At 57.4% G+C, this 15790-nt stretch carries 13 protein-coding genes; 7 read left to right on the forward strand and 6 right to left on the reverse strand.

Translation table 11 applies throughout. The features are described from left to right. Window positions 1–2 precede the first annotated feature (2 nt). The 4 genes from GS646_RS12225 to GS646_RS12240 all read left to right on the forward strand — a co-directional run bounded on the left by GS646_RS12225 (window position 3) and on the right by GS646_RS12240 (window position 5162). Window positions 3–1034 carry a TRAP transporter substrate-binding protein gene (locus GS646_RS12225; protein ID WP_171092576.1) on the forward strand — a complete coding sequence of 344 codons (1032 nt, stop codon included), beginning with the start codon at window positions 3–5 and terminating at the stop codon, window positions 1032–1034. Between the two features lie 88 nt (window positions 1035–1122). Further along, the gene (locus GS646_RS12230) at window positions 1123–2475 is read left to right on the forward strand and encodes a glutamine synthetase family protein (RefSeq protein WP_171185169.1); all 1353 of its coding nucleotides are present in this window, start codon (window positions 1123–1125) and stop codon (window positions 2473–2475) included. Between the two features lie 91 nt (window positions 2476–2566). Beyond that, on the forward strand, window positions 2567–3949 hold the full coding sequence (locus GS646_RS12235; RefSeq protein WP_171185170.1) for an aldehyde dehydrogenase family protein: 1383 nt from the start codon (window positions 2567–2569) through the stop codon (window positions 3947–3949). Between the two features lie 67 nt (window positions 3950–4016). Beyond that, entirely contained in the window at window positions 4017–5162 is a 1146-nt protein-coding gene (locus GS646_RS12240; RefSeq protein ID WP_171646601.1) for an iron-containing alcohol dehydrogenase, read from the forward strand. 57 nt (window positions 5163–5219) lie between these two features. Here the strand turns inward: GS646_RS12240 and GS646_RS12245 are convergent, their stop codons facing one another. Beyond that, window positions 5220–6452: an HlyD family secretion protein gene (locus GS646_RS12245; RefSeq protein ID WP_171646599.1), complete on the reverse strand. Its 1233-nt coding sequence runs from the start codon at window positions 6450–6452 to the stop codon at window positions 5220–5222. Next, window positions 6449–6877 carry a hypothetical protein gene (locus GS646_RS12250; RefSeq protein WP_371732078.1) on the reverse strand — a complete coding sequence of 143 codons (429 nt, stop codon included), beginning with the start codon at window positions 6875–6877 and terminating at the stop codon, window positions 6449–6451. Before GS646_RS12250 ends, GS646_RS12245 begins: the two co-directional genes overlap by 4 nt. Window positions 6878–7038: 161 nt before the next feature. On the opposite strand from GS646_RS12250, the gene GS646_RS12255 reads away from it, so the two are divergent. The 3 genes from GS646_RS12255 (at window position 7039) to GS646_RS12265 (ending at window position 9170) form a co-directional block, all read left to right on the forward strand. Further along, on the forward strand, window positions 7039–8112 hold the full coding sequence (locus tag GS646_RS12255) for an FAD-binding oxidoreductase (RefSeq protein ID WP_171185177.1): 1074 nt from the start codon (window positions 7039–7041) through the stop codon (window positions 8110–8112). Next, window positions 8109–8762, forward strand: a complete 654-nt coding sequence (locus tag GS646_RS12260) for a DUF938 domain-containing protein (protein ID WP_171646597.1) — start codon at window positions 8109–8111, stop codon at window positions 8760–8762. The genes GS646_RS12255 and GS646_RS12260 overlap by 4 nt, the downstream gene beginning before the upstream one ends. Before the next feature lie 69 nt (window positions 8763–8831). Then, window positions 8832–9170 (forward strand): carboxymuconolactone decarboxylase family protein, encoded by a 339-nt coding sequence (locus GS646_RS12265; protein WP_171646595.1) that lies wholly within the window; start codon window positions 8832–8834, stop codon window positions 9168–9170. 281 nt (window positions 9171–9451) lie between these two features. On the opposite strand, the gene GS646_RS12270 is transcribed toward GS646_RS12265, so the two are convergent. From GS646_RS12270 to ggt, 4 genes are all read right to left on the reverse strand, one after another. After that, window positions 9452–11959: an FAD-dependent oxidoreductase gene (locus GS646_RS12270; RefSeq protein WP_171646593.1), complete on the reverse strand. Its 2508-nt coding sequence runs from the start codon at window positions 11957–11959 to the stop codon at window positions 9452–9454. Window positions 11960–12101: 142 nt separating this feature from the next. Beyond that, on the reverse strand, window positions 12102–12380 hold the full coding sequence (locus GS646_RS12275) for a hypothetical protein (protein WP_171185186.1): 279 nt from the start codon (window positions 12378–12380) through the stop codon (window positions 12102–12104). An 85-nt stretch (window positions 12381–12465) separates the two neighbouring features. Further along, window positions 12466–13875 carry an FAD-binding oxidoreductase gene (locus tag GS646_RS12280; protein WP_171185188.1) on the reverse strand — a complete coding sequence of 470 codons (1410 nt, stop codon included), beginning with the start codon at window positions 13873–13875 and terminating at the stop codon, window positions 12466–12468. Between the two features lie 93 nt (window positions 13876–13968). Further along, the gene (gene ggt, locus GS646_RS12285) at window positions 13969–15756 is read right to left on the reverse strand and encodes a gamma-glutamyltransferase (protein WP_171185190.1); all 1788 of its coding nucleotides are present in this window, start codon (window positions 15754–15756) and stop codon (window positions 13969–13971) included. Window positions 15757–15790: the final 34 nt, after the last annotated feature.

A 15790-nucleotide genomic window follows, 5' to 3' on the forward strand; every position in this document is an offset into this window, starting at 1 on the left:
GAATGACAAACAGACGTACATTTCTGAAAGGCGCAGCAGCCGCGCCCGCAGCAGCGCTGGCGACACCTGCACTGGCGCAATCAACGATCAGATGGCGGATGCAGACCTATGCAGGCCCGGCGCTGGCCGAACACGTGATCGATCCGGCCATCAAGATGTTCAACACCATCGCCGGTGATCGGATGCAGATTGAGCTGTTCTATGCAGACCAGCTGGTCCCGACGGGCGAGCTGTTCCGCGCCATGCAGCGCGGCACGATCGATGCAGTGCAGTCGGATGACGACTCGATGGCGTCGCCGACCGAAGTCACCGTGTTCGGCGGTTACTTCCCGTTTGCCTCGCGCTACTCGCTGGACGTGCCGGTTCTGTTCAATCAATACGGGCTGAACGAAATCTGGGACGCCGAGTATTCTAAAGTTGGCGTCAAGCACATCTCGGCAGGTGCCTGGGACCCGTGCCATTTCGCGACCAAAGACCCGATCAACAGCCTCGCTGACCTGCAGGGCAAGCGTGTCTTTACCTTCCCGACAGCGGGCCGCTTCCTGAGCCAGTTTGGCGTCGTGCCGGTGACACTGCCATGGGAAGACATCGAAGTTGCGGTTCAAACCGGCGAGCTGGACGGTATCGCGTGGTCAGGGATCACCGAAGACTACACCGTGGGTTGGGCGGATGTGACCAACTACTTCCTGACCAACAACATCTCGGGCGCATGGGCGGGCTCATTCTTCGCCAATATGGACCGCTGGAATGAGCTGCCGGAAGACCTGCAAACCTTGTTCCGCGTCTGCACCGATCAGTCGCACTATTATCGCCAGTGGTGGTATTGGGGTGGCGAGGCCAGCCTTCGCGTCAACGGCGACAAGATGCAGCTGACGTCAATTCCGGACGAAGAATGGGCAACTGTCGAAGCGGCGGCCGTTGCATTCTGGGACGAGATCGCAGCCGAGTCAGAGACGAAAGCGAAGGTCGTTGAAATCTTCAAGCAATACAACGCCGACATGCTCAAGGCTGGACGGCCTTATCGCTACGGCTAACTTGCTGCAAGCCTGACCTGCCCCTTAAGGGGCGGGTCAATCACGACGAATAGCCGAAAGTTAAACTCGGCAAAGAAAAAGGTGGCACATGCTCACGTTCGAACATCTGAAGACGCAAGTCTCTGAAGGTACGGTGGATACGGTATTGGTCTGCATGGTCGACATGCAAGGACGACTGATGGGCAAACGCTTTCATGCAGGTCACTTTGTGGCGAGCGCATGGGAAGAAACGCATTGCTGCAACTACCTTTTGGCCACTGATCTGGAAATGGCCACGCCGGACGGCTATGCGTCGACCAGTTGGGAACGCGGCTATGGCGACTATGTCATGAAGCCCGATCTGAGCACGCTGCGCCCGGTTCCGTGGCTTGAGGGCACAGTCATGGTGATGTGCGATGTGCTGGATCACCACACACATGAAGAAGTGCCGCACGCACCGCGCTCGATCCTGAAACGTCAGGTCAATCGCCTGAAGGCCATGGGTTATGACGCGATGTGTGCCACCGAGCTGGAGTTTTTCCTGTTCGAAAAAAGCTTTGATCAGATCCGCAAGGAAGGGTTCCGCGATCTGGAGCCAATCTCGGGCTACAACGAAGATTATCACATTCTTCAAACCACTAAAGAAGAACATGTGATGCGCCCGATCCGCAATCACTTGTGGGACGCGGGCATTCCGGTCGAAAACACCAAGGGCGAAGCCGAGACCGGACAGGAAGAGTTGAACATCAAATACGCGCCTGCGATGGACACGGCCGAGTATCATTCGATCGCCAAGAATGCCGTGAAAGAAATCGCCTGGCAGCATGGCCATGCCGCGACATTCCTGCCGAAATGGCACCATGAGAAGGTGGGTAGTTCTAGCCACGTCCATCAATCGCTTTGGTCAGATGGAACGCCTGCGTTTTATGACGCAGCAGATGACTTGGGTATGTCCGCTCTGATGAAGAGCTACATGGCAGGTTTGTTGAAATATGCTGCCGACTACACCTATTTCATGGCCCCTTACATTAACAGCTACAAGCGCTTTATGAAGGGCACCTTCGCACCAACGCGGATCATTTGGTCAGTGGACAATCGCACTGCCGGTTTCCGACTGTGCGGGGACGGTACCAAGGCAGTGCGGGTGGAATGCCGGATCCCGGGTTCGGACATGAACCCTTACCTGGCAATGGCCGGGATGCTGGCCGCCGGGATCGCAGGCATTGAGGAAGGGTTGGAATTGCAAGCGCCCACCACGGGCGACGTGTATCAGGGTGAAACCGGTATGATCCCAGGCAACTTGCGTGCCGCACGGGATGCGTTGCACGGCTCGGGCATGTTGCGGGCGGCCATGGGAGATGAAGTCGTCGACCACTACACACGTGCCGCTGAAGTCGAGATCGAGGAATTCGAGCGCGTGGTGACTGACTGGGAAGTCGCACGCGGTTTCGAACGCGCTTAGGGGGGCTGGCTGGGGGCTCTGCCCCCAGACCCCCGAGGTATTTTTAGCCAGATGAAGCAGGGATCCTGCTTTCTTTCTATACGGAGTGAACATGGGGCAGATGTTGAAATGTGTCTCGCCGATTGATGGATCGGTTTTCGCGGAACGAGACGTGTTGTCTCGGGATGCGGCATTTGAGGTTGCAGGCCGGGCGCGCGCCGCTCAGGCAAATTGGGCGGCGCGTCCGCTGCGGGAACGGATTGATCTTGTCATGGCAGGCGTGGCCGCTGTTGGCGCGATGAATGATGAGATCGTGCCAGAACTTGCGCATATGATGGGCCGCCCGGTGCGTTATGGTGGCGAGTTCGGCGGCTTCAACGAACGTGCCAGCCATATGGCGGAGATTGCAGAAACATCTCTGGCTGATATCGCGGTAGGCGAGGACGAAACGTTTCGGCGTTACATCAAGCGCATTCCACACGGGGTCGTGTTTGTGGTGGCGCCTTGGAACTATCCCTACATGACAGCGATCAACACTGTTGCCCCTGCACTGATCGCGGGCAATACGGTGATCCTGAAGCACGCCACGCAGACCCTGCTGGTGGGGGAACGTATGGCGCAAGCCTTCCATGCAGTCGGTGTGCCTGAAGATGTGTTCCAGAACGTGTTCCTCAGCCATGACGTTACCAATGACCTGATCGCGGGCAATGCGTTTGACTTGGTGAACTTCACCGGCTCGGTCGGTGGCGGCCAGGCGATGGAGCGCGCGGCGGCTGGTACCTTTACCGGCGTCGGCACCGAACTGGGCGGCAAGGATCCGGGCTATGTCATGGAAGATGCCGATCTGGATGCCGCCGTCGATACATTGATTGATGGCGCGATGTTCAACTCGGGCCAGTGCTGCTGCGGGATCGAGCGGATTTATGTGCACGAAAGCCTTTATGACGATTTTGTCGCCAAGGCCGTGGAGATCGTGAAGGGATATAAGCTGGGCAACCCGCTGGACGCTGAGACGACCATCGGACCCATGGCCAACGTCCGTTTCGCTGATGAAGTGCGCGCTCAGATTTCCGAGGCGGTTGAAGCAGGCGCGGTAGCGCATATCGAAACCTTACCTGAGGACGATGGCGGCGCTTATCTGACCCCTCAGATATTGACCAATGTGACCCATGACATGCGCGTTATGCGGGATGAGAGCTTTGGACCGGTTGTGGGTATCATGAAGGTCTCGTCGGATGACGAAGCAATCGCGCTGATGAATGACAGTGAATTTGGCCTGACCGCCAGCCTCTGGACGCGTGATGTAGATCGCGCAGCGCGAGTGGGCGACCAGATCGAGACCGGCACGGTATTCATGAACCGTGCGGATTATCTGGACCCTGGCCTGTGCTGGACCGGATGCAAGAATACCGGGCGCGGCGGCGGTCTGTCGGTCATTGGGTACCACAATCTCACCCGTCCCAAATCCTACCACCTTAAGAAGGTCACGGGCTAAAGACGACGGCCTGCTCGGGTCTTACGCCCTCGCCCGGACAGGTTGCACATTACAAAGGAAACCTGACATGTCACTTGTTGGAAACTGGTCTTATCCGACCGCAATCAAATTCGGTGCCGGACGCATCAAGGAATTGCCCGAAGCCTGTGCCGCAGCCGGTATGAAAAAACCTCTGCTGGTCACCGATAAGGGCTTGGCCGATCTGCCAATCACCTCTGCAACGCTGGACATTATGGAAGCTGCCGGTTTGGGCCGTGGGCTGTTCAGCGACGTAGATCCCAACCCGAACGAAAAGAACCTTGAGGCAGGTATCGCAGCATATAACGCGGGCGGCCATGACGGGGTGATCGCCTTTGGCGGGGGGTCTGGTCTGGACCTTGGTAAAATGGTTGCCTTTATGGCAGGCCAATCCCGCCCAGTTTGGGATTTTGAGGATATCGGCGACTGGTGGACCCGAGCAGACGCGGACGGGATCGCCCCAATCATTGCGGTCCCGACCACCGCCGGGACCGGATCAGAAGTGGGGCGTGCCAGCGTCATCACCAACTCGGAAACCCACGCCAAGAAAATCATCTTCCATCCCAAAGTGCTTCCGGCCGCGGTGATCTGCGACCCCGAGCTTACCGTGGGAATGCCCAAATTCATCACCGCAGGTACCGGTCTGGATGCATTTGCGCACTGCGTTGAAGCCTTCTCGAGCCCGCACTATCACCCGATGAGTCAGGGCATTGCGTTGGAAGGCATGCGCCTGGTGAAAGAGTACCTGCCGCGCGCCTATGCCGACGGCACCGACATCGAAGCCCGCGCCCAGATGATGAGCGCAGCAGCCATGGGCGCGACAGCTTTCCAGAAAGGTCTGGGTGCCATCCACGCGATGAGCCACCCGATCGGTGCGGTGTTCAACACTCATCACGGCACGACCAACGCGGTGTGTATGCCCGCTGTGTTGGAGTTCAACGCCCCCGCCATCGCCGACAGGTTCCAGCAGGCAGCGGCTTATCTGGGCATTGATGGTGGCTTTGAAGGCTTCCGCGCTTTTGTGCAGGAATTCAACGACAGCCTCGGCATCCCGCGCACTCTTTCTGATCTGGGGGTCACCGAAGCGTCAATCCCCGAGCTGGTGGAAGGCGCGGTCATTGATCCCTCTTGCGGGGGCAACCCGATTGAGTTGACGAAAGAAAACCTGACACAGCTGTTCAAAGCAGCGCTTTAAAGTCAAAGGGCCCGGCAAAACTGCCGGGCCCTTTGCGTTTGGGTTACCTAAACCGGATCAATGCCCGGTTAGAACCAGAGTATTCACCGGCATCAGGATCAGACGCAAACGCAGACCGGCCGCGTGAACGACACCGATCGTGTCCACCACATGCAAGAATGCGGCCTCCCAAAAACCGAGATCCTCATGCTCCAACCGCTCATGGTTGTCGGTGTAAACATTGGCCAGACAGTTGCTGCCAGGAGGGATGTCATCGGCCATACCTTTGTAAAGCGGTTCCATATACACCAGAATCGAGCCGGGATTGTTGTTGGCCTGCACATCCCTGAGTTCGTCCGAGGGACGAATCTGACCAGAAGGAATGACATCCTGCACTTCGACCACGACCGTAGGGATAACAGTGAACGGCTTGGTCATACAGCCCAACTCACCGATCATGCCGGGCTTGATAACCTGAGCAGACAGCTGGTTGAATGCAGCCTGGAACCGATCATGTCCGGTATGGGACGGCACCAGAATACCAGCGGGGCGCAGCAAAGGGCTGACATAGTCGCCGACTTGCAAGCTAAACTGCTCCACCCGGCCCGTCACACCGGCAAGTATCACTGTTTTGTCCAGTTCGGTCTGTGCGGCGTCCAATTGCGCGATGGCACTGGCCAGTTGCGCCGGAATCAACTCTTCGATTTGCTGTTCGACCGCTGCGCGTTTGGCTTCTGCGGCAAAAACCTGGGCCTCACGCTCGGCGACAAGGTTCTCCAGGCGCTCGATCTCGGCCAGCCGTACCGCACTTGATCCTTCGTCCCGCAAGGTTGTGTTGCGCTCCAAATCCTCAAGCGCCTGCGCCAGAGCCGCCTTGGACCCGGCAATACCTGCGTCAGCCTCGGCCAGGTCAGTTTCTGCAACCTTAAGCGAGGCTTGAACCTGCGCAATCTGAGCATTTGCCGCCTGAACCTGTGCGGTCTGAGTAAAATCCTCGATCCGGAAAATCGGCTGACCCGCTGTGACGAGTTCGTTGCTTTTGACAAATACTTCAGACACACGACCGCCCAGTTGCGGCAGGATCGTCACGGTACGGAAATAGGACGCGGCGGTTTTGCTGGCCGGGTGAAAATAGAACAGCGTGGTGATCACGGTCAGCGCCAGAATGGCGCATGTCGTCAAACCCCAACGCAATTCATACCACATGGTAAACAACGTGATCTCGCGACCGATACGTTTACCCTGAACAAACCGGCGGAACAAATAGTCGGGCAGCACCGTGATCAAGGCGCAGAGCATAGTCTCGATCATTTGCTGTGCTCCTGCACTTCGCCTGTTTCGGACACAGGTGGCGTTGGTTCTGTCACCTCAGGCACCCGCTCGGGCGCTGGGACCCGAGAAAGCGAACGAATGGCGTCAGCAATGTTTCGGAGCGGAGTGGCAAAATCCGGAAATTGAAACCCTGCGACCAGTATGGCGGCAACCCAGAAAAGTCCATTATGTGTAAACAATGCAAGCAGCGCCAGAATACCTACCAATTGAAATTGTGGGTGATTGTTTTCGTGGGCCATTTTCTCGGGAACGGAATGAAGCGTCAGATAACCAACACCGATCAGCACCACCAGAACGACAAAGAAAACAACCATCGCTGAGAATAGGTAGTCGCTTCCGTCAGCTGCGACGACGTATCGGGGAATATGCCCTGTCGCCATTGGATGAAGGTCCGCAGCAGTCACATTACCCTCCTGTTTATTTTGATACGTCTTTGACCGGGTTGAAGCACAAATTCAAGGCTGCTTATAGTCCGGAAGGCAAAACGCAAAACGAACCAGAGGCGCGCGGGCGAAAATGTTCTCCCGAAAACCGGGCCATCTCTGATCTGTAGGGTTAACAAGAAATGATTGATTTCCTGATCATCGGAGGCGGTATCGCCGGACTTAGCGCGGGCGCGCGTCTGTCGACGCACGGAAAAGTGATGGTGCTCGAAGCCGAAGACGCCTTGGGCTATCACGCATCCGGGCGGTCGGCGGCATTGTTTGAAGAAAGCTATGGACCACCTTCAGTGATCGCTTTGAACAAAGCCGGGGGTGACTTTCTACACACACAGAATGGTGGCTATCTAACCCCACGGGGTTTGATGCTCGTCGGTGCACAAGAACAATCTCAGCAGTTCGATGCCGATTCCAACGACCTGAACATGGCCCAGATATCGGTAGATGAGGCCATCGCGCGCGTTCCGATCCTGAACCCCGAACAGGTCGGTTTTGCAGCAGTCAGCGAGGCCGCATTTGACATCGACACGGATCGTTTGTTGCAGGACTTCGCCAGGACCATCCGGCACAACGGCGGGACGGTTTCAACCAAGCACAAAGTCACAGCCATCTGCAAAGACACACATTGGATCGTCACCGCCGGTCAGAGTTTTGAAGCACGCAATATGGTTAATGCTGCAGGGGCCTGGGTCGACGAAATCGCCAGACTTGCTGACCTTCCACCTATCGGTATCACGCCTCGCCGCCGGTCTATGGCCCGACTGCCCGCCCCCGGAGGCCATGATGTGTCGTGCTGGCCCATGATGCTTGGCGTGGGTGAAACGTGGTACGCCAAACCAGATGCCGGGAAACTGTTGGTCTCGCCATCCGAAGCAGACCCAGTTCCACCTCAGGATGCTTATGCCGACGATTTGGTTCTGGCAGAAGGTTTGGCACGCTACGAAGCCCTGATGACCGAAGTAGTCAAACGTGTCGAAACAACTTGGGCCGGCCTGCGCAGTTTTGCCCCAGACGGAACTCTGGTGCTCGGACGGGACCCTCATGACCCAACATTCATCTGGAGTGCGGGTCAAGGCGGTTATGGTTTCCAAACAGCACCAGCCGCCTCTCAGCTGCTTTGCGATTTGGTGGTCGGAACCCCCCCTGCCCTTGATGCCAAGAGTGTTGCCATGCTGACCCCGGAAAGGTTGAAGCGATGATCAAACGCAAGCTTCCCCCCTCTGCCAGTGTCGCCAATACAGCCGAGGACGGCAAAATGGTGGCCCCTGCGGCATCGCGAAACTCTGACGTCTTATGCGCATTGCTGAGCGACTGGGCTCCGCCACAAGGGCGGTCGTTAGAAATCGCCAGTGGGACCGGTCAGCATATGGCGGCTTTTGCGGCCCAGTTACCCGACTTGGAGTGGCAGCCAACGGAAATCGACCCAGATCGGCGGGCCAGTATCGATGCCTACGTGCGTGAGTTTCCGAATGTCGCCTTGGCCGAAGAACTGGATGCGACCGCCGCAGGCTGGCATGCCCGGTTCGCCGGACAAAACATGATCGTGTTGATCAACCTGATACACTTGATCAGTTGGCAGGAAACACGAACTATTGTCGCAGAGGTCGCCAAGGCACTCGCACCATCCGGGCGGTTTGTTCTTTATGGACCATTTATGCGGTCGGGACTGCTCACCAGTGATGGAGACAAGAGATTTCACCAAGCTCTGACGGAACAAGACCCTGACATTGGGTACAAAAATGACACCGAAATACTTGCGTTGTTTGAAGAATTTGGTCTCAACGTACTGAAGACTGTTGATATGCCCGCCAACAACCTCGCATTTATCTCATCGCGACCAGCGGACTGATCGAGATCAAAGTCAGAGCCCTATTATCCGCCTCATATTCTGATTACGTTATATGAAAAGGCGGCTGCAATGGACTGGCAAGGAAAACTCTCTGAAACGCGCAAGAGCCTACGCAATCTCAACGGGTCCATCCCGGAAACCACGCGCGCTTTCGGGACGCTTGGGAAGGTTGTGAAGGAAGGCGGAACACTTGACTACAAGACAAAGGAATTCATCGCTTTGGGCATGTCGGTTACGCTCCGATGCGAGCCCTGTATCTCCCTACACACAGAAGCTTTGGTCAAAGTTGGCGCGACAAGAGATGAAGTGTCGGACGTCTTGGCAATGGCCATTCAGATGGGTGGTGGACCAGCCATGATGTATGCTGCCAAAGCGTTGGAGTGTTTCGACGAATTGAATACCCTGTAGTCTGGGAGCATCCCCAAAAGCCTGCTGACGCAGGCTTGCCTCCGGCGGAGGTATTTTTGAACAGAAGAAGTAACGGATCGTTAACTCTGAACGGGAATGATGGTTTTGCGGTACAGGCGGAGGCGCCGATGACCGCAACAGGAGAAGGCCCCCTTGCAAAAAAGCAGGGGGGCTGAATTTTGAACCCAGCCCCCTCTTCTTCTGTTTTTAATACCTCCGCCGGAGGCATGTGCCGCCATAGGCGGCGCATTTATTGCACAGCTGATGCCATTGACTGCGGCTTATCCGTCTTTGCGGATAACCTCGTTCTTCGGATCGTAGGGGCTGTCGCATGTGACAACTGCATCCCACAGCTTGTCCTGCATTTTGACTTTCAACTTGGTACCTTCGACCGCCAGCTCTGGCTTAACGTAACCCATGCCGATGGACTTCTCAAAAGCCACCGAATACCCGCCCGAAGTCAGACGACCCACACGCTCACCCTCCGGTGTATATAGCACCTCACGGCCCCACGGGTCGGCATCGTCTGGTCCGTCGATCAACAGGGTACAACACTTCACGCGCACACCGGTCTCTTCCAGCTTGGCCTTGCCGTAGAACTCCTTGGACAGGTCCACAAAGCGCGGTAAATCGGCCTCAAGCGGAGTTGCATCTCGTCCCAGTTCGGTACCGAAAGCGCGATAGGATTTCTCCTGGCGCAGCCAGTTCTGAGCACGGGCACCGACCAGCTTCATACCGTGTTTCTCACCGGCTTTTTCCAGCAGGTCGAACAGGTAGTTCTGCATCTCGATCGGGTGATGCAGTTCCCACCCCAGCTCACCGGTGTAGGCCACGCGGATCGCGTTGACCGGGCACATGCCCAGTTCGATCTGACGCGCCGACAGCCACGGGAAGCGCTTGTTGGACAGCGCGGTTTCTGGATCGGCATCTTTGATGACCTCTTTCAGAACGTCGCGGGACTTGGGTCCGGCGATGGCAAAAACGCCCCACTGAGTGGTCACGTCCTGGATTTCGATATAACCGAACTCCTCCATCTTGTCCTCGGCCGCCTTGCGCAGATAGTCGGCATCATACTCGGTCCAAGCACCGGCAGAGACGATGTAGTAGTTGTTCTCACCATTGCGGACGATGGTGTATTCCGTGCGGGTGGTGCCGTGCGAGGTCAGCGCGTAGGTCAGGTTGATACGACCGACCTTGGGCAGCTTGTTGCAGGTGAACCAATCCAGGAACTGGGTCGCTCCGGGGCCTTTGACGACATGTTTGGTGAAGGCCGATGCGTCGATCAGGCCAACGCCTTCACGGATCGCCTTGGCTTCTTCGACGGCGTACTGCCACCAGCCACCACGGCGGAACGACCGGCTTTCCTTGTCGAAGTTGTCAGGTGCATCGACGGGGCCGAAATAGTTCGGACGTTCCCAGCCGTTGACCCAGCCGAACTGAGCGCCGCGTGCTTTCTGGCGGTCATAGGCCGGAACGGTGCGCAGCGGACGGCAGGCTTCACGCTCTTCATCGGGGTGGTGCAGGATGTAGACGTGTTCGTAGCACTCTTCGTTCTTGCGCGCCGCGAACTCGGTGGTCATCCAGTTGCTGCTGTAGCGTTTGGGGTCCAGCGAGGCCATGTCGATCTCGGCTTCTCCATCGACCATCATCTGCGCCAGATAATAACCGGTGCCGCCAGCGGCGGTGATACCGAAGCTGAAACCCTCGGCCAGCCACATGTTGCGCAGACCCGGAGCCGGGCCAACCAGCGGGTTGCCGTCGGGGGTATAGCAGATTGGGCCGTTGAAATCGTCTTTCAGGCCGGAGTCAGCGCAGGACGGCACGCGTTCAGCCATAGCCATATACTGATCCGCGATACGATCGATGTCCAAGGGGAACAGGTCGGCACGGAAGCTGTCCGGCACGCCGTATTCGAAGCGCGCAGGCGCGCCGTGCTCGTAGATACCCAGAATCCAGCCGCCGCGCTCTTCGCGCGCGTAGGATTCGTTGTCGGCGTCGCGCACAACGGGGTGCTCGGGGTTGCCGGCTTCACGCCATTTGACCAGCTCGGGGTCTTTGTCCATGACGATGAAGGTATGCTCGACCGGGATTGCAGGCATCTTGATGCCCAGCATCTTGGCGGTGCGCTGCGCATGGTTGCCCGATGCAGTCACAACGTGTTCGGCCGTGATGACGACCTGCTCGTCGGATGGGACAAGGTTGCCGCCCTGTTCGACCATCTTGGTGCAGGTGACTTCCCAATGGGTACCGTTCCAGTGGAAGGCATCAGCCTGCATTTTGCGGACGATATCCACGCCACGCTGGCGCGCGCCCTTGGCCATGGCCTGCGTGACGTCTGCGGGGTTAATATAGCCGTCCTCGGTGTGATAGATCGCACCTTTCAGATCGCCGGTTTCAATCAAAGGCCAGCGCTCTTTGATCTGATCCGGGGTCAGCCATTCGTATTTGACGTCACATGTCTCGGCCGTTGAGGCATAGAGCATGTATTCATCCATGCGATCCTGCGTCTGCGCCATGCGCAGGTTGCCAACCACCGCGAAGCCCGCGTTCAGACCGGTTTCCTCTTCCAGCGTCTTGTAGAAGTCGACCGAGTATTTGTGGATATGGGTGGTTGCGTAAGACATGTTGAACAGCGGCAAAAGGCCAGCTGCGTGCCAGGTCGAGCCAGAGGTCAACTCGTCCCGTTCGATCAGCATCACGTCATCCCAGCCAGCCTTGGCCAGATGATAGGCAATCGAGGTTCCGATGGCGCCACCGCCAACGACCAGTGCTTTGACTTGGGTTTTCATAACCGGGCGTCTCCCCTTGAATTCAGCTGACACCATATGGCGCAGTTAAGGGGCGGCGCGCGACATTCATCCGACCAGTGATAGGAAAAAAACGACCCGAACAACAAATGCAGGTCGCAGATCGATCATTCAGCCGCCGATTTCAACCACTGGAACTGCAGCGTTTACTGGTTCCGACCGTGGTGCAAACCAGCCTGCCGCCTTCGTCTGAAGGTTTCTGAGCTGCTGGTTCCTGTGGTTGGGATACCTGTGCCTCTGACTCAGCATGGTTATCTGCGAACCCAGCACGCGAAGATACTGAAGCCAGATAGCCTTTGATGCCCATACCGTCTTCCGATGCCTTGGCTTGCTGGTAAAAATCCAGCCCAGCAACAGCCAATCCGCAGATTGTAATAAAGCCTGCCAGATATTTTGCACTCATGTCGACCACCTGTCTGTCTGTGCGCCTTTCAGATCAAAACATGTGGACGATTTAAGGGCACAAAACGGACCAGATCGCGAAACCGCTAGGGCTGATCAGACAGAATTTTGCCGGGGTTCATAATGTTGAGGGGATCCAGCGCGGCCTTGATTGCGGCCATATATTGTGTGGCAACCCCAAGCTCTTTCTCAAGGTAAGGTCGCTTGCCCTGCCCTATGCCATGTTCCCCCGTGCAGGTGCCCTCCATCGAGATCGCAAGATCGTTGAGCCAGCCAACAAAGGCGTCCGCCTTGGCGACCTCTTCAGCATTTTCCATGTCGATCAGCAACAGCGTGTGAAAATTGCCATCCCCGACATGGCCCACCACAGGAGCAAGCAAGCCAAGTTCGGCTGCCTTTCTTTGGGTCTGGGTCACACATTCGGCCAAACATGAGATCGGTACACAGACATCCGTAGAAATACCGCGTGCGCCGGGGCGCAGTTGCAGACACGCCCAATACATATCATGCCGCGCCTGCCACAGCTTGTTCCGTTCCTCGGTAGTCGTGGTCGCGGCAAAATCGGTACCGCCGAATTCTTCTGCGATCTGGCCAAAGGTTTCAGCCTGTTCAACCGCGCCGCTTTCCGAGCCGTGAAATTCCAGCAGCAATAACGGCGTTTCCGGCAGGCTTAGCCCGGAATAGGCGTTAGCGGCTTGCACCGACATTTCGTCCAATAGCTCGATCCGGGCGACCGGGATACCATATTGGATCGTCATCATCACCGCGCGGCAGGCCGCGTCCACCGTTGGAAACGAACATCGCGCTGAACTGATCGCTTCGGGGATACCCTGCAGCCGCAGGGTCAGCTCCGTGATGATCCCAAGCGTACCTTCGGCCCCGACCAATAGACGGGCCAAATCATACCCGGCCGAGGATTTCTTGGCCCTTTGTCCTGTGCGGATGATCTGGCCATCAGGCATGACCGCCTCGAGGCTGAGAACATTGTCCTTCATCGTCCCGTATCGCACTGCATTGGTGCCCGAAGCGCGCGTAGCGGCCATGCCGCCCAGCGACGCATTGGCCCCGGGGTCAATCGGAAAGAACAGACCCTGATCGCGTAAATGCGTATTCAGCGCCTCGCGGGTCACGCCGGGTTGCACAACGCAGTCCAGGTCTTCGGCATGAACCGCCAGCACCTTGTCCATTTGCGTCAGATCGACCGAGATGCCGCCTGCCGGCGCATTCACATGCCCCTCCAACGATGTGCCAGTGCCGAAGGGGATAACCGGTACGCGGTGCGCCGCGCAGGTTTTAACAATGTCTGAAACTTCCTGCGTTGTATGCGGGAAAACCACGGCATCCGGGCTTTGGTTTTCAATCCAGGTCGTGGTGTGGCCGTGCTGTTCCCGGATCGCTGCGCTTGTTTGCAGCCTGTCGCCGAAACGTTGTTTGAGAATGCTGATCGCGGTTTCTATGCCTGTTTCATTTCTAGGCAACGCCTTAGCTTGTACCATCGTCATCCTCCCCTGCCCCAAAACACTGCGGGCCTTTCAGCCAATGACTAAAAGGCCCGCAAAGTTTGGGCAATACCCACTAATACCAAGGACCTACTCGCCCAGTGCAATCCCTTCACGGCGCGGGTCGGCGCCCCCGCTCAGCCCGTCACCGATTTCAATAGCGTGCAAACCCGATGTCAAATCGCGTGGGTTGACCTCAAAACCTTGCAGCACCAGCGCATCCGTGAACCCTTCTGCTGCGGTGCCTGCCTCGACGTCATAGGTTCCGAAGCGATTGACCAAGTGTGGCAAGGACAGCGCTTGCTGCACATCCATATCCCAATCGGCCCACGCGATGATCGCTTTGGCGACATAACCGATGATGCGGCTGCCACCAGGCGATCCAATCGCCAGAACCGGTGCACCATCCTGCATCACGATGGTCGGGCTCATGGACGAACGCGGGCGTTTTCCGGGTTCCAGCCGGTTGGCAATCGGCACACCGTCGCTATGGGTTTTAAACGAGAAGTCCGTCAGCTCGTTGTTCAAAAGGAACCCGTTCGTCATCAGACGCGAACCAAAGCCGTTTTCGATCGTCGTCGTCATCGACAGCACGTTGCCATAGCTGTCCACAATCGAGATATGCGAGGTCGAGGGCAGCTCGAGCGACACATCATCCGCCCAGTTCAGCGCATGGTCGAATTCGGGTTGACCCGGCGCGATTTCGGCCAGCGCACCTTCGGCATCCAACAAAGCCGCGCGCTGCGCAAGATAATCCGGATCAACCAACCCCTTTGTCGGCATGGGAACAAAATCAGTATCGGCCATGTAACGACCCCGATCCGCAAAAGCGAGGCGAGAGGCGTCTCCGATCAGCCGCCAAGCTTCCGCGCTTTCGGGGCCCATCGCTGCCAGATCATAGCTGTTCAGCATCCCCAGAATCTGCCCCACAGTCAACGCACCAGAGGATGGCGGCCCCATGCCGCAGACGTCGTATTCGCGGTATGCAGCACAAACCGGTTCGCGTTCGATCACCTGATACAATGCCAGATCAATGCCGGACAGAACACCGGGATTGCCCGGTGCGTTGCGCACCGTGCGGACAATATCCGCAGCAATCTCACCGCCATAAAACCCTGCGGCCCCTTCACTGGCCAATACACGCAAGGTATCAGCATAGGCCGGATTGGTCAGCCGTTGCCCTTGCTGCAAAGGCTCTCCGTCTGGCAGAAAGTAAGCGGCCGTCTGGGGAAAGCGCGACAGGCGCTCGGCGTCGTTTTCAACAAGGCTGGCCAAGCGCGGCGAGACCAGGAAACCTTCGTCCGCCAACCGGATGCCATCGGTGAACAGACCAGGCCAAGAGGATCGGCCCCAACGGCGGTGCGCCTCTTCCAGCAAGGCTGGTGTGCCCGGAGTGCCCACCGACAATCCCCCTACAACCGCATCGAAGAACTTCAGCGGCTCACCATTTTCGTCCTGAAACAGCGTCGGTGTGGCTGTCTGTGGGGCGGTTTCGCGCCCGTCCAGTGTTGTCATCTGCCCAGTTGCTGCGTCATACCAAACCAAAAACGCTCCGCCGCCCAAGCCCGAGGATTGCGGCTCGACCAGACCCAGCACGACCTGCACAGCCACCATTGCATCTGCAGCGGACCCGCCTGCGCGCAATACTTTTGCCCCGGCTTCAACGGCCAGTGGGTTGGCGGCGGCCACCATCCAGTTCTCGGATGTGACCGGAACACGGTCCAGCTTGGCCTCGAGCGCAGCGATGACCTCTTCGGTCAGGGCCTGCACCTGCCCTTCAGTGGCAGTTTCTGGCGCAACGGCATCAGCCGCCTCCTGAGCCAGGACCGGCGTATAAAGCGCATATGCCGAAAGTAACAAAGCGGAAACACACCTCATCTGATCAAATCCTCCAATACTTCGTTTTGTTTCA

The sequence above is a fragment of the Ruegeria sp. HKCCD4315 genome, assembly GCF_013112245.1.
Classification (GTDB): Bacteria; Pseudomonadota; Alphaproteobacteria; order Rhodobacterales; family Rhodobacteraceae; genus Ruegeria.

What these genes read in the sequence shown, in the direction of transcription:
- GS646_RS12225 (WP_171092576.1), top strand. Translation starts at nt 3, where the DNA reads ATGACAAACAGACGTACATTTCTGAAAGGCGCAGCAGCCGCGCCCGCA.
- GS646_RS12230 (WP_171185169.1), top strand. Translation starts at nt 1,123, where the DNA reads ATGCTCACGTTCGAACATCTGAAGACGCAAGTCTCTGAAGGTACGGTG.
- GS646_RS12235 (WP_171185170.1), top strand. Translation starts at nt 2,567, where the DNA reads ATGGGGCAGATGTTGAAATGTGTCTCGCCGATTGATGGATCGGTTTTC.
- GS646_RS12240 (WP_171646601.1), top strand. Translation starts at nt 4,017, where the DNA reads ATGTCACTTGTTGGAAACTGGTCTTATCCGACCGCAATCAAATTCGGT.
- GS646_RS12245 (WP_171646599.1), bottom strand. Translation starts at nt 6,452, where the DNA reads ATGATCGAGACTATGCTCTGCGCCTTGATCACGGTGCTGCCCGACTAT.
- GS646_RS12255 (WP_171185177.1), top strand. Translation starts at nt 7,039, where the DNA reads ATGATTGATTTCCTGATCATCGGAGGCGGTATCGCCGGACTTAGCGCG.
- GS646_RS12260 (WP_171646597.1), top strand. Translation starts at nt 8,109, where the DNA reads ATGATCAAACGCAAGCTTCCCCCCTCTGCCAGTGTCGCCAATACAGCC.
- GS646_RS12265 (WP_171646595.1), top strand. Translation starts at nt 8,832, where the DNA reads ATGGACTGGCAAGGAAAACTCTCTGAAACGCGCAAGAGCCTACGCAAT.
- GS646_RS12270 (WP_171646593.1), bottom strand. Translation starts at nt 11,959, where the DNA reads ATGAAAACCCAAGTCAAAGCACTGGTCGTTGGCGGTGGCGCCATCGGA.
- GS646_RS12275 (WP_171185186.1), bottom strand. Translation starts at nt 12,380, where the DNA reads ATGAGTGCAAAATATCTGGCAGGCTTTATTACAATCTGCGGATTGGCT.
- GS646_RS12280 (WP_171185188.1), bottom strand. Translation starts at nt 13,875, where the DNA reads ATGGTACAAGCTAAGGCGTTGCCTAGAAATGAAACAGGCATAGAAACC.
- ggt (WP_171185190.1), bottom strand. Translation starts at nt 15,756, where the DNA reads ATGAGGTGTGTTTCCGCTTTGTTACTTTCGGCATATGCGCTTTATACG.